This is a genomic window from Streptomyces sp. NBC_00461, from assembly GCF_036013935.1.
Taxonomy (GTDB): domain Bacteria; phylum Actinomycetota; class Actinomycetes; order Streptomycetales; family Streptomycetaceae; genus Streptomyces.
In genome coordinates, this window is record NZ_CP107902.1 from 5,081,358 (window position 1) to 5,104,089 (window position 22,732).

21 protein-coding genes are annotated in these 22,732 nt (G+C 71.1%); 14 read left to right on the forward strand and 7 right to left on the reverse strand.

What is annotated here, in order from left to right:
- Positions 1–127 precede the first annotated feature (127 nt).
- From OG870_RS23830 to OG870_RS23845, 4 genes are all read left to right on the forward strand, one after another.
- Complete coding sequence (locus tag OG870_RS23830; RefSeq protein WP_327691392.1) at positions 128–1,105, forward strand: NTP transferase domain-containing protein; 978 nt, start codon at positions 128–130, stop codon at positions 1,103–1,105.
- The gene (locus OG870_RS23835) at positions 1,102–2,469 is read left to right on the forward strand and encodes a molybdopterin molybdotransferase MoeA (RefSeq protein ID WP_327691394.1); all 1,368 of its coding nucleotides are present in this window, start codon (positions 1,102–1,104) and stop codon (positions 2,467–2,469) included. Before OG870_RS23830 ends, OG870_RS23835 begins: the two co-directional genes overlap by 4 nt.
- Positions 2,466–3,563: a potassium channel family protein gene (locus tag OG870_RS23840; protein WP_266517987.1), complete on the forward strand. Its 1,098-nt coding sequence runs from the start codon at positions 2,466–2,468 to the stop codon at positions 3,561–3,563. The genes OG870_RS23835 and OG870_RS23840 overlap by 4 nt, the downstream gene beginning before the upstream one ends.
- 70 nt (positions 3,564–3,633) lie before the next feature.
- Entirely contained in the window at positions 3,634–4,614 is a 981-nt protein-coding gene (locus tag OG870_RS23845; protein ID WP_327691395.1) for an NAD(P)H-quinone oxidoreductase, read from the forward strand.
- Between the two features lie 34 nt (positions 4,615–4,648).
- On the opposite strand, the gene OG870_RS23850 is transcribed toward OG870_RS23845, so the two are convergent.
- On the reverse strand, positions 4,649–5,359 hold the full coding sequence (locus OG870_RS23850; protein WP_327691397.1) for a hypothetical protein: 711 nt from the start codon (positions 5,357–5,359) through the stop codon (positions 4,649–4,651).
- 78 nt (positions 5,360–5,437) lie between these two features.
- Between OG870_RS23850 and OG870_RS23855 the strand changes: the two genes are divergently transcribed.
- Both OG870_RS23855 and OG870_RS23860 read left to right on the forward strand, forming a co-directional pair.
- Positions 5,438–5,989: a PadR family transcriptional regulator gene (locus tag OG870_RS23855; protein WP_266517995.1), complete on the forward strand. Its 552-nt coding sequence runs from the start codon at positions 5,438–5,440 to the stop codon at positions 5,987–5,989.
- A gap of 66 nt (positions 5,990–6,055) precedes the next feature.
- Positions 6,056–6,595, forward strand: coding sequence for a bacterial proteasome activator family protein (locus OG870_RS23860; protein WP_266517997.1), 540 nt, complete (start codon positions 6,056–6,058; stop codon positions 6,593–6,595).
- A gap of 90 nt (positions 6,596–6,685) precedes the next feature.
- On the opposite strand, the gene OG870_RS23865 is transcribed toward OG870_RS23860, so the two are convergent.
- Positions 6,686–8,311, reverse strand: a complete 1,626-nt coding sequence (locus tag OG870_RS23865) for a protein kinase domain-containing protein (protein ID WP_266925413.1) — start codon at positions 8,309–8,311, stop codon at positions 6,686–6,688.
- 334 nt (positions 8,312–8,645) lie between these two features.
- Here OG870_RS23865 and OG870_RS23870 point away from each other — a divergent pair, with 334 nt between their 5' ends.
- Positions 8,646–10,223 (forward strand): protein kinase domain-containing protein, encoded by a 1,578-nt coding sequence (locus tag OG870_RS23870; RefSeq protein WP_266583029.1) that lies wholly within the window; start codon positions 8,646–8,648, stop codon positions 10,221–10,223.
- Positions 10,224–10,304: 81 nt separating this feature from the next.
- Here the strand turns inward: OG870_RS23870 and OG870_RS23875 are convergent, their stop codons facing one another.
- Positions 10,305–11,306, reverse strand: a complete 1,002-nt coding sequence (locus OG870_RS23875) for a phosphotransferase (protein WP_266588288.1) — start codon at positions 11,304–11,306, stop codon at positions 10,305–10,307.
- Positions 11,307–11,874: 568 nt separating this feature from the next.
- Between OG870_RS23875 and pdhA the strand changes: the two genes are divergently transcribed.
- From pdhA to OG870_RS23890, 3 genes are read left to right on the forward strand one after another with little or no spacing between them, the layout of a single operon-like run.
- A complete protein-coding gene (gene pdhA, locus OG870_RS23880) occupies positions 11,875–13,062 on the forward strand; it encodes a pyruvate dehydrogenase (acetyl-transferring) E1 component subunit alpha (RefSeq protein WP_266518004.1) in 1,188 nt (395 codons plus the stop codon).
- Position 13,063: 1 nt separating this feature from the next.
- A complete protein-coding gene (locus tag OG870_RS23885) occupies positions 13,064–14,056 on the forward strand; it encodes an alpha-ketoacid dehydrogenase subunit beta (protein WP_266925416.1) in 993 nt (330 codons plus the stop codon).
- A gap of 10 nt (positions 14,057–14,066) precedes the next feature.
- The gene (locus OG870_RS23890) at positions 14,067–15,479 is read left to right on the forward strand and encodes a dihydrolipoamide acetyltransferase family protein (RefSeq protein WP_327691398.1); all 1,413 of its coding nucleotides are present in this window, start codon (positions 14,067–14,069) and stop codon (positions 15,477–15,479) included.
- Positions 15,480–15,614: 135 nt separating this feature from the next.
- Here the strand turns inward: OG870_RS23890 and OG870_RS23895 are convergent, their stop codons facing one another.
- Positions 15,615–16,523, reverse strand: coding sequence for a D-alanyl-D-alanine carboxypeptidase family protein (locus tag OG870_RS23895; RefSeq protein WP_266518013.1), 909 nt, complete (start codon positions 16,521–16,523; stop codon positions 15,615–15,617).
- A gap of 220 nt (positions 16,524–16,743) precedes the next feature.
- On the opposite strand from OG870_RS23895, the gene OG870_RS23900 reads away from it, so the two are divergent.
- Together OG870_RS23900 and OG870_RS23905 are read left to right on the forward strand one after the other, a co-directional pair.
- Positions 16,744–17,406 carry a GntR family transcriptional regulator gene (locus OG870_RS23900; RefSeq protein WP_266518015.1) on the forward strand — a complete coding sequence of 221 codons (663 nt, stop codon included), beginning with the start codon at positions 16,744–16,746 and terminating at the stop codon, positions 17,404–17,406.
- Positions 17,403–18,716: an MFS transporter gene (locus tag OG870_RS23905; RefSeq protein ID WP_266518019.1), complete on the forward strand. Its 1,314-nt coding sequence runs from the start codon at positions 17,403–17,405 to the stop codon at positions 18,714–18,716. The genes OG870_RS23900 and OG870_RS23905 overlap by 4 nt, the downstream gene beginning before the upstream one ends.
- A gap of 152 nt (positions 18,717–18,868) precedes the next feature.
- On the opposite strand, the gene OG870_RS23910 is transcribed toward OG870_RS23905, so the two are convergent.
- Complete coding sequence (locus OG870_RS23910) at positions 18,869–19,693, reverse strand: maleylpyruvate isomerase family mycothiol-dependent enzyme (protein ID WP_266518021.1); 825 nt, start codon at positions 19,691–19,693, stop codon at positions 18,869–18,871.
- Between the two features lie 179 nt (positions 19,694–19,872).
- Here OG870_RS23910 and OG870_RS23915 point away from each other — a divergent pair, with 179 nt between their 5' ends.
- Positions 19,873–20,670, forward strand: coding sequence for a carbon-nitrogen family hydrolase (locus OG870_RS23915; RefSeq protein WP_266518023.1), 798 nt, complete (start codon positions 19,873–19,875; stop codon positions 20,668–20,670).
- 36 nt (positions 20,671–20,706) lie between these two features.
- Here the strand turns inward: OG870_RS23915 and OG870_RS23920 are convergent, their stop codons facing one another.
- Together OG870_RS23920 and OG870_RS23925 are read right to left on the reverse strand one after the other, a co-directional pair.
- Positions 20,707–21,201: an LURP-one-related/scramblase family protein gene (locus OG870_RS23920; protein ID WP_266518026.1), complete on the reverse strand. Its 495-nt coding sequence runs from the start codon at positions 21,199–21,201 to the stop codon at positions 20,707–20,709.
- Positions 21,198–22,199, reverse strand: a complete 1,002-nt coding sequence (locus OG870_RS23925) for a helix-turn-helix domain-containing protein (protein WP_266518030.1) — start codon at positions 22,197–22,199, stop codon at positions 21,198–21,200. The genes OG870_RS23920 and OG870_RS23925 overlap by 4 nt, the downstream gene beginning before the upstream one ends.
- Positions 22,200–22,252: 53 nt before the next feature.
- On the opposite strand from OG870_RS23925, the gene OG870_RS23930 reads away from it, so the two are divergent.
- Positions 22,253–22,645, forward strand: coding sequence for a cupin domain-containing protein (locus OG870_RS23930; protein ID WP_266583024.1), 393 nt, complete (start codon positions 22,253–22,255; stop codon positions 22,643–22,645).
- The last annotated feature ends 87 nt before the right edge of the window (positions 22,646–22,732 follow it).

Consider the following 22,732-nt stretch of genomic DNA (forward strand, 5'->3'; position numbering starts at 1 on the left):
CCCGGTGGCCCGGTGACTGCGTGACCCGGGGACCCGGGACCCGTGCCCCCGGGGTATGCCGTGCCCCCGTGGCCCCCGGCGCCACCCGCACATTCCCTGTGATCGCCACGGCACGCATACTCGGGGGATGACCTCGTACGAGCCATCCAGGTACGAGCCATCCAGGTACGAGCCCTCCGGGTACGAGCCCTCCGGCGACCGTGACGCTGCTCCGGCGTACGACGCGCTTGTGCTCGCCGGGGGCGCCGCCCGGCGGCTCGGCGGTGCCGACAAGCCCGGTGTGCGCGTGGGTGGCCGGGCGCTGCTCGACCGGGTGCTGGCCGCCTGCGCCGACGCCCGCAGGACCGTCGTCGTCGCCGACGCCCGGCCCACCGCCCGGCCCGTGCTGTGGGCCCGCGAGGACCCGCCCGGCGGGGGACCCCTCGCAGCGCTCGGCGCCGGGCTGCACCACACCACGGCCGAACAACTCGTCGTCCTCTCCGCCGACCTGCCCTTCCTCGGGGCGGCCACGGTACGGCGGCTGCTGACCGCACTCGGCGCGAGCCGGAGCGACGGCGTCCTCCTCACCGACGCCGACGGCCGCGACCAGCCCCTCGTGGCCGCCTACCGCACGCACGCGCTGCGTCGCGGACTGGCCGCGCTCGCCACCGAGCACGGCGAGCTCACCGGACTGCCGCTGCGCCGGCTGACCGCCGCCCTCGACCTCACCCGCGTCCCGGACCCCGTCGCGTCCTTCGACTGCGACACCTGGGACGACATCGCCGCCGCCAGGGCACGTATCAGGGAGCATGGGCACGTGTTGGATGAATGGATTTCCACAGCCAAGGACGAGCTGGGGATCGACCTCGACGTCGACACCGGCGTCCTGCTCGACCTCGCCCGCGACGCCGCGCACTCGGTGGCCAGGCCCGCGGCACCGCTGACCACCTTCCTCGTCGGCTACGCGGCCGCGCAGGCCGGAGGGGGCCCCGAAGCCGTCGCCGAAGCCGCCCGCAAGGCCGCGGCCCTCGCCCTGCGCTGGGCAGACGAGGCCGACAAGGCCGAGGGCGCAGGGCCTGACGCAGGGCCCGGCGCCGGCCCTGACACCCGCCCGGACGCCGGATGACCGCCCGCTCCGCCCCGACCGGCGAGGACGCCGAGGACCTCGACGTCGAGGAGGTGCTCGCCCTGGTGAACGACCCCGACAGCCGCACTCCCGGCGACGGCGTCCCCGCGCCCGCCTCGCACGGCGCACACCACGCCGCGCCGCACACCTCCGAAGCCCACCACCGGGCCATCCCCTGGCCCGAGGCACGGGCGATCGCCGCACGCGCGGGCCGTTCCGGCACCCGACGTGCCCTGGTCTCGGTCCCGCTCGGGGCCTCCCTCGGCCTCACCCTCGCCGCCCCGCTCACGGCCCTGACCGACCTGCCCTCCTTCGACACCTCGGCGATGGACGGCTGGGCGGTCTCGGGACCCGGCCCCTGGGACGTGCGGGACGAGGGCCTCCTGGCCGGACACGCCGAGCCGGAGGCCCTCACCGACGGCGAGGCCGTCCGCATCGCCACGGGCGCCCGCATTCCCCAGGACACGACCGCCGTGCTCCGCACCGAGCACGGCCGCATCGATGAAAAGGGGCGCCTGCACGCCTCCCGAGACATTCAGCACGGGCAGGACATCCGCTCCCGCGGCCAGGAGTGCCGCTCCGGCGACCAACTCCTGCCCGTCGGCGCGCTGGTGACCCCGGCCGTACTCGGCCTCGCCGCGGCCGCCGGCTACGACACCCTCACCGCCGTCCCCCGCCCCCGCGTCCATGTGTTCGTGCTGGGCGACGAGTTGCTCACCGAGGGCCGGCCGCACGACGGCCTCATCAGGGACGCCCTCGGCCCGATGCTGCCGCCCTGGCTGCGGGCGCTGGGTGCCGAGGTCACCTCCGTGCGACGGCTCGGCGACGATGCGAAGGCCCTGCGCAAGGCCGTCACCGGCTCCGACGCCGACCTGATCGTCACCACCGGCGGCACCGCCTCCGGCCCCGTCGACCACGTCCACCCCACGCTGCGCCGTATCGGCGCCGAGCTTCTCGTGGACGGCGTCAAGGTACGCCCAGGCCACCCCATGCTGCTGGCCCGCACCAAGGAGAACCAGCACCTCGTCGGCCTGCCCGGCAACCCCCTCGCCGCCGTCTCCGGCCTGCTCACCCTCGCCGAACCCCTCCTGCGCACCCTTGCCGCACGCCCCGCCCCGGAGCCGTACACCCTGCCGCTCCAGGACGCGGCACACGGGCATCCGTACGACACCCGGCTCATCCCCGTGGTGCTGCGCGGCGACAGTGCCGTGCCGCTGCACTACAACGGCCCGGCCATGCTGCGCGGCATCGCGGCCGCCGACGCCCTCGCCGTCGTACCACCGGGCGGCGCCCGCCCCGGTCAGGAGCTCGAACTCCTCGACCTGCCCTGGGCGTCCGCCGGAATCGGGGTGTGTTTCACGTGAAACTTCCGGGCCATGACGCGATCGCCCGCCAAGCGGACGAACATCTCGTGACCCACCGGGTGGAACTCCCGAAAAAAGTGGTGGATCGCCCGATCCGCCAGGTGACCAAACGCGTACTGCTCGCGCTGCTGGTGTTGGTCGCGACCGCCTTCATCGTCTACGTCGACCACGACGGCTACAACGACAACTCCGATGGAGCGGTCGACCTGCTCGACGCCTTCTACTACGCCACCGTCACGCTCTCCACCACCGGCTACGGCGACATCACCCCGGTCAGCGATGCCGCCCGGCTCACCAACATCTTCGTCATCACGCCGCTGCGCGTGCTCTTCCTGATCATCCTGGTCGGGACCACCCTTGAGGTCCTCACCGAACGCACCCGTGAGGAATGGCGACTGAACCGCTGGAGGTCCGCCTTGCGCGATCACACCGTCGTCGTCGGCTTCGGGACGAAGGGGCGCTCGGCGATCCAGACCGTCTGTGCGACGGGGCTGAAGAAGGAGCAGGTCGTCGTGGTCGACCCCAGCTCCAAGGTGATCGAAGCCGCGACGGCCGAGGGCTACGCCGGCGTCCTCGGGGACGCGACGCGCAGCGACGTGCTCAGACGGGCCGAGGTGCACCGGGCGCGGCAGATCATCATCGCCACCCAGCGCGACGACACGGCCGTGCTGGTCACGCTGACGGCCCGGCAGCTCAACCGCGGGGCGAAGATCGTGGCCGCGGTCCGCGAGGAGGAGAACGCGCCGCTGCTCCAGCAGTCCGGCGCCGACGCGGTCATCACCAGCGCCAGCGCGGCCGGCCGTCTGCTCGGCCTGTCCGTGCTCAGCCCCGCGGCCGGCATGGTGATGGAGGACCTCATCCAGCAGGGCAGCGGGCTCGACATGGTCGAACGACCGGTCATAAAGGCCGAGGTGGGAAAGAAGCCGCGGGAGACGGAGGATCTGGTGGTCAGCGTCGTACGCGGGCACCGGGTGCTCGGATACGACGATCCGTCCCTCGGCACACTGCAGTTGACGGACCGTCTGATCACGATCGTACGGGCGACACCGGGCGCGCAAGTGGCGCCCGACGTCCGGCCGTTGCGGCAGGACTGACCACCCACGGTGGTGGAGCCGCACCCCCGCCGCCGCGGGAGAAGCGGCGACGAGGGGTAGCGTCCTGCCCATGCATGCGATCACGATTCCCGAACCTGGTGGGCCCGAGGTGCTGGTGTGGGACGAGGTCCCGGATCCGGTGGCCGGCGAGGGCGAGGTGCTGGTCGAGGTGGTGGCGGGCGCCGTCAACCGCGCCGACATCATGCAGCGCCAGGGCTTCTACGACCCGCCACCCGGCGCGTCCCCCTACCCCGGCCTCGAGTGCTCCGGCCGGATCGTCGAGATCGGCCCCGGCGTCTCCGGCTGGTCCGTCGGCGACGAGGTGTGCGCGCTGCTCGCGGGCGGCGGCTATGCGGAGAAGGTCGCGATCCCGGCCGGTCAGCTGCTGCCCGTCCCTCAGGGCGTCGACCTCAAGCAGGCCGCCGCGCTGCCCGAGGTGGTCTGCACGGTCTGGTCGAACGTCTTCATGGTCGCCCATCTGCGCCCCGGCGAGACGCTTCTCGTGCACGGCGGTTCCAGCGGCATCGGCACCATGGCGATCCAGCTGGCCAAGGCCGTCGGCGCCAAGGTCGCCGTCACCGCGGGCACCAAGGAGAAGCTGGACCGCTGCGCCGAGCTCGGCGCCGACATCCTGATCAACTACCGGGAGCAGGACTTCGTCGCGGAGGTCAAGAAGGCCACGGGCGGTGCGGGTGCCGACGTCATCCTCGACAACATGGGCGCCAAGTACCTCGACCGCAACGTCCAGACCCTGGCCGTCAACGGCCGCCTCGCGGTCATCGGCCTGCAGGGCGGCGTCAAGGGCGAGCTGAATCTCGGCGCGCTCCTGAGCAAGAGGGCCGCGGTCAGCGCGACCTCGCTGCGCGCCCGCCCGCTCAGCGAGAAGGCCTCGATCGTGGCGGCCGTACGCGAGCATGTGTGGCCCCTGCTCGAAGGCGGTCACGTCCGTCCGGTCGTCGACCGGGAACTCCCGATGAGTGACGCGGCCGCGGCTCACCGGGTCGTGGAGGAGAGCGGACACGTGGGCAAGGTGCTGCTGGTCGTGCCCTGAGTCCCGCAGGGGTGCCGCCGGGGGCCCGCGTTCCCTAGGCCCGTCGCAGCCGCAGGCCGATGAAGGCGAGTCCCAGACCGAGCCCGATCAGGACCAGTCCGCTGCCCAGCGGCAGTATCCGCAGTACGGGTTCGGTGGGCCCCTCGGCCTGTGAGGCGGCGTGCTGCACGGGGCGCTGCGGGGCCCCGGACGGCACCAGGCCGGCTTCCGCGGGCGGCGACGCGGTGGCGTCCCCGCCCGCCTCGTCCCCCGTGTCCTGCTCGCCGTCGGGATACGCGGCGTCCCCGTCCTCGTCGCCCTCGTCGTCCGCCTCCTCCGAGGGACGGCCCGTGGGCTCGTCCGCCGGCGTCGTCTCCCGCCGCCCGGGCCGCTCCCGTCCCTCACCCGCCACACTCCCGGCGCGCGAGGGCTTGGGGGACTCGGCCGGGGAGGCGGACGGGGATTCCGAGCCGGAGGGCCCGGCAGCGGGCGTGCGCCAGGAGCCGTGCGCCGTCGATGCGGCTCCGTACGTCGAACCGTTCCCGTGCGACGAGCGGGACGTGTGCGACGGACCGCTGCCGTGCGACGAACCGCTTCCGTACGTCGAGCCGCTCTCGTACGGTGCGACAGCCCCGTACGCCGAAAGGCTCCCGTACGACGCGACAGCCCCGTACGAAGAACCACCCCCGAACGGGCACACGAGTACGCCCGTCCCCACCCCCACCACCAGTCCGGCCCCCTGCAAAGCACGCAGCAATGGAGTCACGACCCCAGCGTCACACCGCCCCGCACTTCCGGCATTTCTGGTTCCGCCAAAAATCCGAACCCGCTGCACAATCCGGGTATGTCGATACGTCACGGACTGCTGGCGCTTCTCGAACACGGCCCCCGCTACGGCTCACGGCTGCGCACCGAGTTCGAGGCGCGAACGGGTGGCACCTGGCCGCTGAACATCGGGCAGGTCTACACGACCCTCGGCCGGCTGGAGCGCGACGGGCTGGTCGTCCAGGACGGCGAGGACGAGGCGGGCCGGGTCCTGTACGCCCTGACGCCGGCGGGCCGGGCCGAGCTGGGCGCCTGGTTCGCGCGTCCGGTGGAGCGGGCGGGCCGTCCGCCGCGTGACGAGCTGGCGATCAAACTGGTGCTGGCGGTCGCCGCACCAGGCGTCGACGTGCGCAAGGTCGTCGAGGCGCAGCGCCGGCACGTGACGGACGCGCTGCACGAGTACGTACGTCAGCGGGCGCAGGCGCTCGTGCGGGCGCCGGAGCATCCGGACGAGATGGCGCGGCTGCTGGTCCTGGAGCAGCTCGTCTGTCACACGGAGGCCGAGATCCGCTGGCTGGAGCACTGCGAGGCCCGGCTGCTGCGGCGCGGGAAGGAAACTTCCGCACCGTAAACGGTGGATCACCCTCCACAGGGGGCAGCACGGTGATGAGATGCACGGGTGCGAGAGAATGGCGGCATGGAGATGCCGAGGAACGACAGGTCGCCGGAGAATCCCCAGATCCTGGTCGTGGGCCAGGACGGTATGGCGATTGGCGGCGGCACAGGCGAGGACTCCCGCGAGATCCCGGTGACGGAGCAGGTCGAGCAGCCGGCCAAGGTGATGCGGATCGGCAGCATGATCAAACAGCTCCTGGAGGAAGTGCGCGCGGCTCCCCTGGACGAGGCGAGCCGGGCGCGGCTCAAGGAGATCCACCGCAGTTCGGTGAAGGAGCTGGAGGACGGGCTGGCGCCGGAGCTGGTGGAGGAGCTGGAGCGGCTCTCCCTGCCCTTCACGAACGAGGGCATTCCCAGCGACGCCGAACTGCGCATCGCGCAGGCCCAGTTGGTGGGCTGGCTGGAGGGCCTCTTCCACGGGATCCAGACCACGCTGTTCGCCCAGCAGATGGCCGCGCGGGCCCAGTTGGAGCAGATGCGGCGCGCGCTTCCGCCGGGCGTCGGCCACGAGATGGGCGAGGACGGCCCCACGGCCGGTCGCTCGGGCGGACCGTACCTGTAGGACCGTGGGACCCGAACACGACGGACACCTGGACGAAAGGGCCCGGCAGCCGAAGCTGCCGGGCCCTTCGCACGCGTGGAACCCGCCGGGTCAGGAGGGCGGGTTGCCCGTCGACACGTCGAGCTGGATCTGCGGCATGTTCTTCGGGTCGACGTCGGAATCGGCGGCCGGGAACTGGTTGAGGACCGCGCCCTGGCCGTACGTGTTCTCGGCGACGTTGTTGACCTTCAGATGCCAGCCCGCGGCCTGGAGGCACTCCTTGACCGACTGGATGTACTTGAACCGGAAGTCGGGCAGCTTGATCTTGTTGGGGTCGTTGTACGACTCCTGCGGCTCCTTGCAGTCGCTCACGTCGATCTTCTTCGACGTGTCCGGCCCGCGGTAGCCCGCCGCCTTCGTCGCCGACGCGCTCGCGCTGCTGCCGCCGTCCTTGCCCTCGTCGCCGCCTCCGCCGCCGTTGAGCATCAGCGCCGCGATCAGGCCGCCGACGGCGATGAGCGAGACGACGATCGAGCCGACGATCACCGGCTTGTTGTTCCTGCCGCCGCCCGCGCGGGCGCCGGCCGGCTGGGGCGTGATGTTGTACGGCGGCGGGGTCGACGGCTGGGTGTACGGGGACGGCGTCTGGTAGCCGCCCTGCTGCGGGTAGCCGTAGGCCGGAGACGGCGTGGGCGCCGGAGTGCTGTACGGGTTCGGGGGCGGAGTCGGCTGGTACGGCGTCTGGACGGGGCCGGTCGGCACCGGGGCCGACTGGTCGACCGGCGGGAACACCGCGGAGCCGACGCCGGCGCCGCTCTGGGAGGGCGCACCCGGCACGATGCTCGGCGGGGCGGCCTGGAAGGAGGCGGCCACGCGCAGGCACTCGTCGCGCATGGACTCCGAGCTGGGGAAGCGCTCGTTCGGGTTCTTCTTCAGCGCGCGGGCGACCAGCGCGTCCACCGCGGGAGGCAGCGCCCGGTTGATCGAGGAGGGCGCGACGGGCTCCTCCTGCACATGCGCGTACGCGATCGCCAGCGGCGAGTCCGCCTCGAACGGCAGCCGCCCGGTGACCAGTTGGAACAGCATGATGCCGACCGAGTAGAGGTCGGACCGGGCGTCCACGCCCCGGCCCAGCGCCTGCTCCGGGGAGAGGTACTGCGGGGTGCCCACGACCATGCCGGTCTGTGTCATCGACGTCACGCCGGACTGCATGGCGCGCGCGATGCCGAAGTCCATGACCTTGACGACGCCGCGCTTGGTCATCATCACGTTGCCCGGCTTGATGTCCCGGTGGACCAGGCCCATCTCGTGGCTGATCTCCAGCGCCGCGAGCACGTCCGCGGTGATCTTCAGCGCCTTGTCGGCGGGCATCGCGCCGAACTGCCGTACGTCCTCGTCGAGCACCGAGCCCAGCGGGCGGCCCTCGACGTACTCCATGACGATGTACGGCATCGTCATCCCGTCGAGGTTGTCCTCGCCGGTGTCGAAGACCGAGACGATGTTGGTGTGCGTGAGCTTCGCCACGGCCTGGGCCTCGCGGCGGAAGCGCTCGCGGAAGGCCTGTTCCCGCCCCAGTTCGGTGTGGAGCGTCTTGATCGCGACCTGGCGGTCGAGCACGGAGTCGTAGGCGAGATGCACCGAGGCCATGCCGCCCTCGCCGAGCAAGTCGCGCAGCTGATAGCGGCCTCCGGCCAAGGCCCGCCCCGCGTACCGGCCCTGTGCGCCGTCCTGGCTCATGTTCCGCTTCCCCCGTGGGCCTTCAGGCGCCATTGACTGTCGTTGATCCAAAGTGCTATTCCGGGCCAAGTCTGCCCGAGGGCACTGACACGTCAAGCTCGGTGCCCGATCCGTGACCGTACGCGATAGAAGCGTCGCGCGAGCGTTACAGAGGCTGTACCAGCGGTACACAGAACTTGCACGACACGATGGAATGACGCTTTGATGGCCGGTCCGTCCTGTGCCGGTTCCGGCCCCCTTCTCGGTCCGGCGGCTTGCGCTGAGGCTGTAGCGTGGCCGACGGAGACCGTAACAACACCGCGCGCACCGCGGGCAGAAACGACGGCGAGGACTGATGGAGCAGCAGCAGCGCGCTCAGGGCCCGTCCGACCCCGAGGCGACTGGCGGCGGAATGTCAGATGCGCCGGAGATGTGGGGTAACGGCGGGCTTGTCGGGGACGGCCGGTACCGGCTGACCCGCAGACTCGGCCGGGGCGGCATGGCCGAGGTGTTCGCCGCCGAGGACGTGCGCCTCGGGCGCACCGTCGCGGTCAAGCTGCTGCGCGCCGACCTTGCCGAGGACCCGGTCTCCAAGGCCCGCTTCACGCGGGAGGCCCAGTCGGTGGCCGGCCTCAACCACCACGCGATCGTCGCCGTGTACGACTCCGGCGAGGACTACGTGGGCGGCCAGAGCGTGCCGTACATCGTGATGGAGATCGTCGAGGGGCGGACCATCCGCGACCTCCTCATCAACGCCGAGGCACCGGGTCCCGAGCAGGCCCTGATCATCGTCTCCGGTGTTCTGGAGGCGCTCGCCTACTCGCACCAGCACGGCATCGTGCACCGCGACATCAAGCCCGCGAACGTGATCATCACGCACACCGGCGCGGTGAAGGTGATGGACTTCGGCATCGCGCGCGCCCTGCACGGCGCCCAGTCGACGATGACGCAGACCGGCATGGTCATGGGCACGCCGCAGTACCTCTCCCCGGAGCAGGCGCTCGGCAAGGCCGTCGACCACCGCTCCGACCTGTACGCGACGGGCTGCCTGCTCTACGAACTCCTCGCGCTCAGGCCCCCGTTCACCGGCGAGACCCCGCTGTCGGTGGTCTACCAGCACGTCCAGGACACGCCGGTGCCGCCGTCCCAGACCTCGGACGGAGTGTCCCCGCCGGAGCTCGACGGCCTCGTGATGCGCTCGCTGGCCAAGGAGCCCGACGACCGCTTCCAGACCGCCGAGGAGATGCGCGGGCTCATCCAGTACGGGCTGCAGATGCTGTACGACCAGGGCGGCCACACCGGCACCTGGAACACCGGCCCGGTCGCCATGCACGACGGCCGGCACACCCCGGCGGCGGGCTTCGCCGGTACCCAGGTGCTGCCGCACCCCGGCGACTCCTCCGGTACGACGCAGATCCCGCAGCCGATCCTCCCCGCCGGCTACGGCGGCGGGGACGACGGCGGCTTCGAGGGGCACGGCAACAGGGGCGGCGGCCGCGGCAAGCTGTGGATCCTCGCCGTGCTCGCGGTGATCGCCATCGCGGCGGGCGTCGCGCTGGCGCTGCACAACACCGGCGGAGGCGGCGGCGGCGGCAAGGGCACCACGCACTCGCCGACCACGTCGCAGAGCACCGAGCAGGACACGTCCTCCGCGTCCCCGAGCGACGAGACGAGCGACGAGTCGACGGAGACGTCCACGGACGACAGCAACTCCAGCTCCGGGTCCGGGGACTACACGCCCTCGTACACCCCGTCGTCCACGCCGTCGTCGACCCCGAGCAGCGAGCCGAGCGGCGAGCCGTCGAAGCCGGAGACGTCCACGGAGCCGTCGGACAAACCGACACCGTCGCAGACCGATGACCCGGCCAGCCCGGACCCGACGGACGGCGGCGGGGACGCCGGCGGCACGACCGGCGTCAGCGGCCTCGGCTGACCCGGAGCCGAATCGCCTCCACGCGCGCGTGGGACCGCAACAGGTCCCACGCGCGCTGTTGTCCGCGCAGTACCACCCGCCTCACTCCACGAACGCCTCGCACACCGTGTCGTACGCGCGCGTCCACCACACCGCCAGCGCGGAGGCCGCCGGGAACTGGGGGTCGGCGCGGGTGTCGCCGCGTTCGTAGTGCCAGCGCAGCATCCAGAAGTCGTTGAGGCGCTCCCACCACACGCGGTGCACCGCCGCCGTCAGCTCGGAGGGCGTGGCGCCGGCCGTGCGCCGGTACGCGCGTGCGTACGCCCGCACCTTCGGCAGGTCGAGGGTGCCCACCGGCCGTACGAAGAAGATCGCGGCGGCGCGTACGGCCTCCTCCGCGCGGGGCCTGAGCCCCAGCCGGTCCCAGTCCACGATGGCGGCGGGCGCGTCTCCCCGGTAGAGCAGGTTGAACGGGTGGAAGTCCCCGTGCACCCAGCCGACCGAACTCCCGCGCGTGGGGCGCCTGTCGGCGTGCTGCTCCAGGAGTGCGCGCCGTTCCAGGAGGCGGTGGCGGGCGAGTTCGTCGAAGGAGTCGGCTGGGCGGTGGCGGCATACGCGGCCGAGCAGATCGTCGATGAGCGTGAACGTGTCGGCGGGGTCGGCCGCGTCGGGCTCCGTGCCCGCGCGCGCGTGCACGGGCATCACGCGCTCCAGGCTCGCGTGCACCACCCCCAGCAGCGCCCCGAGCCGCGCGCACTGCCCGGTGCTGAGCTGTCCGCCGTGCCGGTGGCGTCCGTCGATCCACGGGTGCAGCGCGTAGGCGTGCCCGCCGACGACGGCGACCGTACGCCCGTCCCGGTCGGCCAGCGGCGGGGCCACCGGAACGCCCAGGTCGGCCAGGCGCTGGGTGGCCCGGTGCTGGCGGGCGATCGCGGCCGGGTCGGCGGTCTCGGGGTCGAAGTGATGCTTGAGGAAGTAGCGGCCGCGCGTGGTGCACAGGCGGTAGCCCCGGTTGAGCAGGCCCTGGTCCACGGGCTCGCAGGCGACGGCACGGCCTGCGGAGTACTGGGGCAACAGAGCGCCCAGAGGGGGCGCGTGAGGCACCTGGGGTGGTACGGAGGAGCGCGGCACGCGCCAGATGCTAGAGCACGAGCCGGGCCTGTGAGCTGGGCGTTGTCACAGGCAGTCGCATTCGGTCACGGCATGTGCTCGAAGTGGCTTTCCAGGCCGCCGACGGTCGAGCGCACCGTCCTCGCCGCAGGACGCCACGCCGTACAACCTCGTGGTCATGCACCCGAAATCCCAGGACATGTCACGCTTCGCCCACGTACGCGGTCTCAGACACGGGTGCGAGCCCCGCTTGAGAGAAGCTCTTCCGGTGACCTGGGTCACCGGGATAACGTGCCGTTGTTCCGGCCCCCTGCAAGGCTGTGACCAGGAGTTGTTCCGGACTTTCGCGATTTACTTGGAAATCCAAGCAAAATCGCAGGTCAGGAGGGGTTTCACAGAAATGTGGAGCACTGGGTAACGTGCTATTTGCGGGCGCTCGCCGGGGCACCTGTCACGCCTGTTCCCGACCGGGCCGCACCCACCCTGTGCGCCCGCAGGGCCGCAGGTGAGCCGCACTGGCACCCGGCGAACCCGGGGTAGCCGGACCGACGGAGGAGCACACGTGACCGTGGAGAGCACTGCCGCGCGCAAACCGCGACGCAGCGCCGGAACCAAGAGCACGGCCGGCAAGCGCACGACCGCAAAAAACGCGCCGGGCACCGACCCCGAGCTCGTACAGCTGCTGACGCCCGAGGGCGAGCGGCTGAAGAACCCAGAGAACGCCACGTACGACAAGTACGTCGCCGACATCACCCCCGACGAGCTCCGCGGCCTCTACCGCGACATGGTGCTCACCCGGCGCTTCGACGCCGAGGCCACCTCCCTGCAGCGCCAGGGCGAGCTGGGCCTGTGGGCCTCGCTGCTCGGCCAGGAGGCCGCCCAGATCGGCTCAGGCCGGGCCACCCGCGAGGACGACTACGTCTTCCCGACCTACCGCGAGCACGGCGTCGCCTGGTGCCGCGGGGTCGACCCGGCCAACCTGCTCGGGATGTTCCGCGGCGTGAACAACGGCGGCTGGGACCCCAACGGCAACAACTTCCACCTGTACACGATCGTCATCGGCTCCCAGACGCTGCACGCCACGGGCTACGCGATGGGCATCGCCAAGGACGGCGCGGACAGCGCCGTGATCGCCTACTTCGGCGACGGCGCGAGCAGCCAGGGCGATGTGGCCGAGTCCTTCACCTTCTCCGCGGTCTACAACGCCCCGGTGGTGTTCTTCTGCCAGAACAACCAGTGGGCGATCTCCGAGCCGACCGAGAAGCAGACCCGCGTGCCGCTCTACCAGCGCGCGCAGGGCTACGGCTTCCCGGGCGTCCGGGTGGACGGCAACGACGTGCTGGCCTGTCTCGCGGTGACGAAGTGGGCCCTGGAGCGGGCCCGCAACGGCGAGGGGCCGACGCTCGTCGAGGCGTACACCTACCGCATGGGCGCCCACACGACCTCCGACGACCCGACGAAGTACCGGGCCGACGAGGAGCGTGAGTCGTGGGAGGCGAAGGACCCGATTCTGCGGCTTCGCCGGTACCTGGAGGCTTCAAACCACGCGGACGAGGGATTCTTCGCGGAACTCGAGGCCGAGAGCGAGGCGTTGGGCAAACGAGTGCGTGAGGCGGTCCGCGCCATGCCGGACCCGGACCGCTTCGCCATCTTCGAGAATGTGTACGCGGACGGGCATGCGCTCGTCGACGAGGAGCGAGCCCAGTTCGCCGCCTACCAGGCGTCGTTCGCAGACGAGGGGGGTCACTGAGATGGCCGAGGCTGTGACGTTCAAAAACATGGCTCTCGCCAAGGCGATCAACGAGTCGCTGCGCCGCGCCCTGGATTCCGACCCCAAGGTCCTGATCATGGGTGAGGACGTCGGCAAGCTCGGCGGCGTCTTCCGGGTGACGGACGGCCTGCAGAAGGACTTCGGCGAGAGCAGGGTGATCGACACCCCGCTGGCCGAGTCGGGCATCGTGGGCACCGCCATCGGCCTGGCCCTGCGCGGCTACCGCCCGGTCGTGGAGATCCAGTTCGACGGCTTCGTCTTCCCGGCGTACGACCAGATCGTCACGCAGCTCGCGAAGATGCACGCCCGCTCGCTGGGCAAGGTCAAGCTCCCGGTCGTCGTCCGCATCCCCTACGGCGGCGGCATCGGCGCGGTGGAGCACCACTCCGAGTCCCCCGAGGCGCTCTTCGCGCACGTGGCGGGCCTGAAGGTGGTCAGCCCCTCGAACGCGTCGGACGGCTACTGGATGATGCAGCAGGCCATCCAGAGCGACGACCCGGTGATCTTCTTCGAACCGAAGCGACGCTACTGGGACAAGGCCGAGGTCAACACCGAGGCCATCCCCGGTCCGCTGCACAAGGCGCAGGTCGTGCGTGAGGGCACCGACCTGACCCTCGTCGCGTACGGCCCGATGGTGAAGCTCTGCCAGGAGGTGGCCGACGCGGCCGCCGAGGAGGGCAAGTCACTGGAGGTGCTGGACCTGCGCTCAGTGTCCCCGCTGGACTTCGACTCGATCCAGGCGTCGGTGGAGAAGACGCGCCGCCTGGTCGTGGTCCACGAGGCGCCGGTGTTCCTCGGCTCGGGCGCGGAGATCGCCGCCCGCATCACGGAGCGCTGCTTCTACCACCTGGAGGCACCGGTCCTCAGGGTCGGCGGCTACCACGCCCCGTACCCGCCGGCCCGCCTGGAGGAGGAGTACCTGCCGGGCCTGGACCGGGTGCTCGACGCCGTCGACCGCGCCCTGGCGTACTGAGGAGAGGGTCGTGACGACGATGACGCAAGCGTCCGTACGCGAGTTCAAGATGCCGGACGTGGGCGAGGGCCTCACCGAGGCCGAGATCCTCAAGTGGTACGTCAAGCCCGGCGACACGGTCACCGACGGTCAGGTGGTGTGCGAGGTCGAGACCGCGAAGGCGGCGGTGGAACTGCCCATCCCGTACGACGGGGTGGTCCGCGACCTGCACTTCCCCGAGGGCACCACGGTGGACGTGGGCACCTCGATCATCGCGGTGGACGTGTCGGGCGGGACCGCGGCCACCGGGACCGCGGCCGCTGCGGAGGCCCCTGCCGAGGTTCCCGCGGCTCCCACGGCCGCCGCGCCCGCCGAGGAGAAGAAGTCCGTGGGCTCGGGCCGCCAGCCGGTGCTCGTCGGCTACGGGGTCGCCACGTCCTCCACCAAGCGCCGCCCGCGCAAGGGCCCGGAGGTCGCGGTCGCCCAGGCCTCGACGGCGCTCCGGACAGAGCTGAACGGCCACGCGCCGGTCGCTGCCGACACCCCCCGCCCCCTCGCCAAGCCGCCGGTGCGCAAGCTGGCGAAGGACCTGGGCGTCGACCTGACCACGGTTACCCCGTCGGGCCCCGACGGCGTCATCACGCGCGAGGACGTCCATGCGGCGGTGGCACCGCCGGCCCCGGAGCCGGTGACGGCCCCGGCGGTCTCCGTGCCCCCGGCGCCCGTGCCGGCGTACGACGCGGCCCGTGAGACGCGTATCCCGATCAAGGGGGTCCGCAAGGCGACCGCGCAGGCGATGATCGGCTCGGCGTTCACGGCGCCGCACGTCACGGAGTTCGTGACGGTGGACGTGACCCGCACGATGAAGCTGGTCGAGGAGCTCAAGCAGGACAAGGAGTTCGCGGGCCTGCGGGTGAACCCCCTGCTGCTGATCGCCAAGGCCCTCCTGGCCGCCATCAGGCGCAACCCGGACATCAACGCGTCCTGGGACGAGACGGCCCAGGAGATCGTGCTCAAGCACTACGTCAACCTGGGCATCGCGGCGGCCACACCGCGCGGCCTGATCGTCCCGAACATCAAGGACGCGCACGCCAAGACCCTCCCGCAACTCGCCGAGTCCCTGGGTGAATTGGTGTCCACAGCCCGCGAGGGCAAGACGTCCCCGGCGGCGATGCAGGCCGGCACCGTGACCATCACCAACGTCGGGGTCTTCGGCGTCGACACGGGCACGCCGATCCTCAACCCCGGCGAGTCCGCGATCCTCGCGGTCGGCTCGATCAAGCTCCAGCCGTGGGTCCACAAGGGCAAGGTGAAGCCGCGCCAGGTGACGACCCTGGCGCTGAGCTTCGATCACCGGCTGGTGGACGGCGAGCTGGGCTCCAAGGTCCTGGCGGACGTGGCGGCGATCCTGGAGCAGCCGAAGAGGCTCATCACCTGGGCCTGACGGCCGGCACGGCACCGCGCTTGGTGCAGCTTGGTAAGCCTGCTCCGGCTGGATGCAGCTGGGCGCAGATTGCGGAAGGGCCCCGTCGCCGAATGCGACGGGGCCCTTCGGCCCGGCATGACTGCCGGGCCGGCCTCAGATCGTGGCGAATCCGTAGCTCAGGAGCTTCTTCGCGTCCGACTCGCGCTGGGCGATGGAGGTGGAGGCGAGGACGGTGCCGATGACCGTCTTGCCGCCCCGGGTGGCGGCGAAGACGAGGCAGTACTTGGCCTCGGGGCCGGAGCCCGTCTTCACGCCGATCGTGCCGCTGTAGCTGCTCAGCAGGCCGTTCGTGTTGGTCCAGGCGGCCATCGTGCGGGTGCTGCCCGTCTTGGTGATGGTCTTCGCCGTGTACGACTTCGTCTTCACGACCGTACGGAACGTGGAGTTCTTCATGGCGCTGCTGGCGATCTTCGTCAGGTCGCGCGGGGTCGAGTAGTTGGAACCATTCCCTATGCCGTCGAACGAGTCGAACTTGGTGTTCGTCAGGCCCAGGTTCCTCGCGGCGGTGTTCATCTTGCCGATGAACGACTTCACGCGCGCGGCGCGCGTGGAGCCCGAGCCGAACTTGTCGGCGAGGGCGTAGGCGGCGTCGCAGCCCGACGGCAGCATCAGCCCGTACAGCAGCTGGCGGACCGTCACCTTGTCGCCGACGATCAGGTGGGCCTGAGAGGCGTTGTTGGCGACGACGTAGTCGCTGTACGCCTTCTGGATCGTGACCTTGGCGTCGAGGTTCAGGTTCGACGACGCGAGCACGACCTTGGCGGTCATGATCTTGGTGGTCGAGCCGGTGGAGCGCTTGGTGTCCGCGGCCTTCGTGTACAGCGTCTTGGCGTTGGAATTGTTCATCACGTAGCCGCCCTTGGCCACGATCGAGGGCGTCGCGACGGCCTGCGCGGGCGCTGCCGCGAGGGCACCGGTCGCGAGCACGGCTCCTGCGGTGACGGTGACCGCGGCGGCTCTGCGACGGCGGCTGCCCTTGGTGCCGGTGATGGCAGTAATCAACTGAAATACCCCGATTACGTTGAATGCCCCTGATATGCGGCCGAGTTGGAGGGGAGGGAAAATAGGGCCGCAGGTGTGTGACACGTAATTAGCACAGAAGGTTGTGTGGTTGCAGAGGCGGGTTCCCGCGAGAGTGATCCATTGAGGTGATCTCCCGGGTGATCGGTCCGCATGATGGACGAGCGCGCTCATGCGTACGTGTTGTATCTATGCTGTCCGCATGACCAGTCCGGGGACCCTGACCGCCAAGCAGCCGCCAGCCGCCGATCGCGTCTACACCCACGTCAAGCAGGGAGTTCTCGAGCGCCGCTACGAGGGCGGGACCCTGCTGACCGAGGGCGAGCTCGCCGACGCCGTGGGGGTCTCCCGCACTCCGGTGCGCGAGGCACTGCTGCGGCTGGAGGTGGAAGGGCTGATCAGGCTCTACCCGAAGAAGGGAGCCTTGGTCCTGTCCGTGTCCGCACAGGAGATCGCGGACGTGGTGGAGACCAGGCTGCTGGTCGAGGAACACGCGGCGCGCAAGGCCGTGCCCGCCCCGGCGGGCCTCGTCGAGCGGCTGGAGGAGCTGCTGGCCAAGCAGAAGGCGCAGGCCGCCGCGGGCGACCTCGCCGCGGCCGCCGTCACCGACCGCTGCTTCCACGCCGAGATCGTCCGCAGCGGAGGCAACGAGATCCTCTCCCGGCTCTACGACCAACTGCGCGACCGCCAGCTGCGGATGGGCGTCGCCGTGATGCACTCCCACCCCGACCGGATCGCCAAGACCCTCGCCGAGCACGAGGAGATCCTCCGGGCGCTGCGCTCCGGGGACGCGGAGGAGGCGGTCGGGGTCGTGCACCGGCACATCAGCTGGTTCTCGCACCTGGCCCGGGGTGAGGTCCGATGAGCTCGGCCTCCTCTTCCTCCCGGCTCACCCTGCCGGGTGAGCCGCCGGGCGGCCGGCGCGCGATGGCCGTCTGGGGCATCGGCGTCTCCGTCTACTTCGTCGCGGTCATCTTCCGTACGTCCCTCGGGGTCGCCGGCCTGGACGCCGCCGACCGCTTCCACGTCAACGCGTCGGCCCTGTCGACCTTCTCGATCCTGCAGCTGCTCGTGTACGCCGGCATGCAGATACCCGTCGGCCTGCTGGTGGACCGGCTCGGCACCAAGAAGGTGCTGACCATCGGGGTGGTGCTGTTCACGGCGGGGCAGCTGGGCTTCGCCTTCTCCCCCTCCTACGGCATGGCCCTCGCCTCGCGCGCGCTGCTGGGATGCGGTGACGCGCTGACCTTCATCAGCGTGCTGCGACTGGGCACCCGTTGGTTCCCGGCGCGCCGCGGGCCGCTGATCGCGCAGTTCGCGGGACTCGCGGGCATGGCCGGCAACCTGGTCTCCACGCTGGTGCTGGCCCGGCTGCTGCACGGGGTCGGCTGGACGGCCGCCTTCGCGGGCAGCGCGCTGGCCGGAGTCGTCGTACTCGTCCTGCTCCTGCTGTTCTTGCAGGACCACCCCGAGGGGTGCGAGCCGGAGCCGTTCCCGCACCAGGGAGCGGCGTACGTACGGCGGCAGATCGCGGCCTCCTGGCGGGAGCCGGGGACGCGGCTCGGGCTGTGGGTGCACTTCACGACCCAGTTCCCGGCGATGGTGTTCCTGCTGCTGTGGGGCATGCCGTTCCTGGTCCAGGCGCAGGGCCTGTCCCGGGCCACGGCCGGCGAACTCCTCACCCTGGTCGTCGTGTCGAACATGGTCGTGGGGCTCGTCTACGGCCAGGTCATCGCCCGGCACCACGCGGCGCGGCTGCCGCTGGCGCTCGGGACCGTGGCGGCGACGGCGACCGTGTGGGCGGCGGCGCTGGCCTACCCGGCCGACCGGGCCCCCATGTGGCTGCTGATCGTGCTGTGCACGGTGCTCGGCGCGTGCGGACCGGCGTCGATGATCGGCTTCGACTTCGCGCGGCCGGCCAACCCGGCGGAGCGCCAGGGCACCGCCTCCGGAATCACCAACATGGGCGGCTTCGTCGCGTCGATGACCACCCTGTTCGCGATCGGGGTGCTGCTGGACGCCACCGGCGACAACTACACCGTCGCGTTCTCCTCGGTCTTCTTCCTCCAGGCGCTCGGCATCAGCCAGATCCTGCGGCTGCGCGGGCGGGTCGCCCGGCGGGAGCGGGAGCGACTGGTGGCGAGCCGGGTGGAGACCGTGCACGTGCCCGTGTGAGGACCGCGCGCGCCGGTGTAAGGACCGAGCGCGTGCCGGTATGAGGACCGTGCACCTGTCGGTGTGAGGCGGGGCGGCCTGCCGCGACCGCCTTTCACCGCTGATGTGTCGCTGCGTTCGCCGTGGTTGCTGTGGTGCCCTCAGTCGACGCCCTACGGCGTCACGGTGAAGTTCCGCAGGATCGCGCCCGTCAGCTCCGGGTCCCCCTCCGCCTTCACCCGGTCCGCCACGGCCGCGGGCGTCACCCGGCCGCAGGCCAGGCGGACGTACGTCTCCCAGTCGAGGGTGAGGGTGGCGGCGGGGCCGAGGGCCGGGGCGGTCTCCAGGGTGCCCCGGCCCTGGATGTCGACGCGGATGGTGCGCAGGAACTCGATCGGGCCGTGCACGTCGAAGACGACCGCCGAACTGCGCGGCGCGGACGCGTCCTCGGCGACGATCCGCGGGAGCTCGGCGAGGAGCACGTCACGCGCGATGTGCGCGCCGGGGGAGTCGAGGTTGCCGGGGCGGCCGAGGGCGGCGCGCAGGTCCTGTTCGTGCACCCACACGTTGAACGCATGGGCGCGCATGGACTCTTCGAGGCCGAGCTCGGTGCCGAGCGGGCCGCGCACCTTGGTGCCCGGGTCACGCGACTCGTTCCGCAGCTGGCGGTTGCGGCGGATGATCACGTACTCCAGCTCGGAGGTCATCTCCGGCGCCGTGTGGTGGCGGCGGACGTCGACCTGCATCTCCATGTAGCGCTGGCTGTCGTTGGTGACGTGGAAGAGGTCGCGCGGCAGCGTGTGGATGGGGCGTGGGTCGCCCAGCATCTCGCAGTCCAGACCCATGACGTGGGAGACCACGTCACGGACCGACCAGCCCGGGCACGGCGTCCGCCGGTTCCACTCTCCCTCCACCAGTGGTCCCACCAGCTCGGATATCGCTTCGATGGAGTGGGTCCAGGCGTCGGCGTAGGGCTGGAGGGTGGGATGCAGACTCACGGAACGGGACCCCTCGGCGGTCGGTACACGGGCTGGTGGTGGCGGCGTTGCCAGTGGGAGGTGGCTGTCGGCGGGTGTCTTGGAACGCTAAGTTACGCTGCCCTGAGGCACCCCGGCAGTGCTTTCGTGTGACGATCGTAGGCCCGTGTGGACGGCTCGAATGCCAGGACGGTGGTAGTGTGCGCGCCTCTCTCATCCAGATCGCCGTAGAAGAGGGCGAATCGGTCGAATCGCGCCGACGGCGGGTGGCTTCGCTGGTACGGGAACAGGCCGGGGCCGACCTGGTCGTGCTGCCGGAGCTGTGGACGACGGGCGCCTTCGCCTACCAGGAGTTCGGCAGCGAGGCCGAACCGCTCGAAGGACCGACGTACGAGGCGATGGCCAAGGCCGCGAGCGACGCGGGCGTGTGGCTGCACGCGGGCTCGATCCCCGAGCGTGACCCCGAGGGCCCCCTCTACAACACCTCCCTCGTCTTCTCCCCCTCCGGTGATCTCGCCGCCGCCTACCGCAAGATCCACCGCTTCGGCTTCGACAAGGGCGAGGCCGTGTTGATGGGCGCGGGGCGCGAACTGGTGACGGTCCGCCTGCCCGAGACGACCCTCGGCCTCGCCACCTGCTACGACCTCCGCTTCCCCGAACTCTTCCGTGGTCTCGTCGACGCCGGCGCCGCGACCCTGGTCGTCCCGGCGGGCTGGCCGGAGCGCCGCCGGGCGCACTGGACGCTGCTGGCCCAGGCGCGGGCGGTCGAGAACCAGGCGTTCGTGCTTGCCTGTGGAACGGCCGGGACGCACGCGGGAGTTCCACAGGCGGGTCACTCGATCGTGGTGGATCCCTGGGGCGAGGTGCTCGCTCAGGCAGGGGCGGACGAGGAGATCCTCACCGTGGACTTCGACCCGGCGAAGGTCGCGGCCACGCGCGAGCAGTTCCCGGCCCTGAAGGACCGCATGCTGGGACTGGAACCCCCGCGCCGGGCGTAGTCGTCGTCACCCCTCGTCAGTCCCCGTCAGTCCCCGTCAGTCGTCCTCCCGCTCCTTCTCCGCCAGGTGGATCACGCACACCGCCACCGCGACCAGCAGTGCCGGGTCCGCGTCATCCCGTACGACGTCGACGCCGTAGGTCTCCCGGACGTGCAGCCACCTCCGGGAGATGACGGCCAGCAGCTCACCGTCGTACTCGACGGCGAACTCCCGGTCGAGGATCTTGCCGCTGACGTCGAGCTCGGTGCCGTCGACCAGCGAGACCCGGTAGTGGTTGCGCAACAGCGACAGACGCTTGCGCTTGATACGGGCGAGGGGCTCGCCGTCCCGTTCGATCACCATCGTGTCGCGCAGGGCGAGCATCTTCTGGTGGATGTCGATGAGGACACGCCCCTGCGTGTCCTTCAGCTCGAAGGTGTCCCTGAGGCGCATGGCCTTGCCGTCGACGAGGAACACCTTGTTGCCGTGCTCGTCCTCGATCCAGTAGTCGTCACCGAAGCCGAGGAGCCGGTCGCGTACGAGGAATCTCATGCCGTTACCGCTTCCCCGGCGGCCGGTCCGAAACGCCGCCGGTAGGCCGACGGGCTGAGTCCGGTCTCGCGCCGCACGCGCGCGCGCAGGTTGGCCGCGGTCCCGAGGCCGCTCCTCGCCGCCACCACGTCCAGCCGCTCCTCTCCGCGCTCGATCAGCCGGCAGGCCAGCGCCACCCGCTCCCCCGTCAGCCAGGCCAACGGCGTCGTCCCGAGTTCCGTCCGAAAGCGCCGGTGGAGCGTGGCGGGGGAGACGGCCGCACGGGCCGCCAGGTCCGCCACCGCCAACGCCTCGCCCAGCCGCTCCCGCGCCCACGCCAGCAGGGGCGCGAGCGACTCGTCGGGCACCCGAGGCACCGGCCGCTCCACGAACTGCCGCTGTCCGCCGTCCCGGTGGGCCGCGAAGACCAGCCTCCGGGCGACGGCGTTGGCGATCTCGGCGCCGTGATCCCTCCTGATGAGGTGCAGGCCGAGGTCGAGCGCGGCGGCGCTGCCGGCGGCGGTCAGGATTCCGCCCTCGTCGACGAAGAGCACGTCGGGCTCCAGCAGGACCTTCGGATGCAGCTCGCGGAACGTCTCGGCCCACATCCAGTGGGTGGTGGCCCGCCGCCCGTCCAGCAGCCCGGCCTCGGCGAGCGCGAAACTGCCGGTGCACAGGCTCATGACGCGCGCCCCGCGCGCGTGGGCGCGCCGGATCGCCTCCAGGACGGCTTCGCCGCGCGGTACGACGTTGTCCGGCCGGCCGGGCACGACGAGGGTGTCGGCCTCGTCCACCGCGTCCAGCCCCGGCACCCCGGCCAGGGTGAAGAACCCGTGGTTCATCCGCACCTCGGGCGTGGGCGCGCACAGCGACACCTCGTACAGCGGGCCGGGAAGCCCGAGTTCGGGCCGCGGCAGACCGAAAAGCTCGGTCGCGACGCCCACCTCGAAGGGGTTGGTGCCCGCGTCGACGATCACGGCGACCTGGTGGGGACGGTGATGCGAGGATCCTTGCGGCATGTGCGATTTCTAGCACTCACCCGGAGCCGCCGCACCCCCGCACGATGAGGCACATGACCGACGAACCCATTTCCCTCGCCGCCGCCCTCGCCTCCTTCACCGAGCAGTGGAGCCCCCGCATCGTCACCACCGTCAACGACTACGACGTCCGCGTCGCGAAGGTCGGGGGCGACCACGTCTGGCACGTCCACGACGACACCGACGAGTTCTTCCTGGTCCTGGACGGCGAACTCCACATCTCCCTGCGCGAGCCGGCCGGCGAGCGCACGGTGTCGCTGGCCAAGGGCTCGGTCTTCACCGTCCCGCGCGGCACCGAACACAAGCCGTACGCGCCCGTGCCCGCCGAGATCCTGCTCTTCGAGCCCACCGGCACCCTCTCGGTGGGCGACCGGCACGACGAGGTCCCCGCGCACGTGGACGCGACGACCGGACACGCCGTCACCTGACCGCATCCCGGAATCCACCGGGTCCTGGGGTGTCCTGGAGTTGAACTTCCCATGCCCGTAAGGAAGTTGCCCAACCAAACGAGTGGC

Bases quoted from the DNA above. Each gene is read 5' to 3' on its own strand.
- OG870_RS23830 (WP_327691392.1), top strand. From the start codon at position 128: ATGACCTCGTACGAGCCATCCAGGTACGAGCCATCCAGGTACGAGCCC.
- OG870_RS23835 (WP_327691394.1), top strand. From the start codon at position 1,102: ATGACCGCCCGCTCCGCCCCGACCGGCGAGGACGCCGAGGACCTCGAC.
- OG870_RS23845 (WP_327691395.1), top strand. From the start codon at position 3,634: ATGCATGCGATCACGATTCCCGAACCTGGTGGGCCCGAGGTGCTGGTG.
- OG870_RS23855 (WP_266517995.1), top strand. From the start codon at position 5,438: ATGTCGATACGTCACGGACTGCTGGCGCTTCTCGAACACGGCCCCCGC.
- OG870_RS23860 (WP_266517997.1), top strand. From the start codon at position 6,056: ATGGAGATGCCGAGGAACGACAGGTCGCCGGAGAATCCCCAGATCCTG.
- OG870_RS23865 (WP_266925413.1), bottom strand. From the start codon at position 8,311: ATGAGCCAGGACGGCGCACAGGGCCGGTACGCGGGGCGGGCCTTGGCC.
- OG870_RS23870 (WP_266583029.1), top strand. From the start codon at position 8,646: ATGGAGCAGCAGCAGCGCGCTCAGGGCCCGTCCGACCCCGAGGCGACT.
- OG870_RS23885 (WP_266925416.1), top strand. From the start codon at position 13,064: ATGGCCGAGGCTGTGACGTTCAAAAACATGGCTCTCGCCAAGGCGATC.
- OG870_RS23900 (WP_266518015.1), top strand. From the start codon at position 16,744: ATGACCAGTCCGGGGACCCTGACCGCCAAGCAGCCGCCAGCCGCCGAT.
- OG870_RS23905 (WP_266518019.1), top strand. From the start codon at position 17,403: ATGAGCTCGGCCTCCTCTTCCTCCCGGCTCACCCTGCCGGGTGAGCCG.
- OG870_RS23920 (WP_266518026.1), bottom strand. From the start codon at position 21,201: ATGAGATTCCTCGTACGCGACCGGCTCCTCGGCTTCGGTGACGACTAC.
- OG870_RS23925 (WP_266518030.1), bottom strand. From the start codon at position 22,199: ATGCCGCAAGGATCCTCGCATCACCGTCCCCACCAGGTCGCCGTGATC.
- OG870_RS23930 (WP_266583024.1), top strand. From the start codon at position 22,253: ATGACCGACGAACCCATTTCCCTCGCCGCCGCCCTCGCCTCCTTCACC.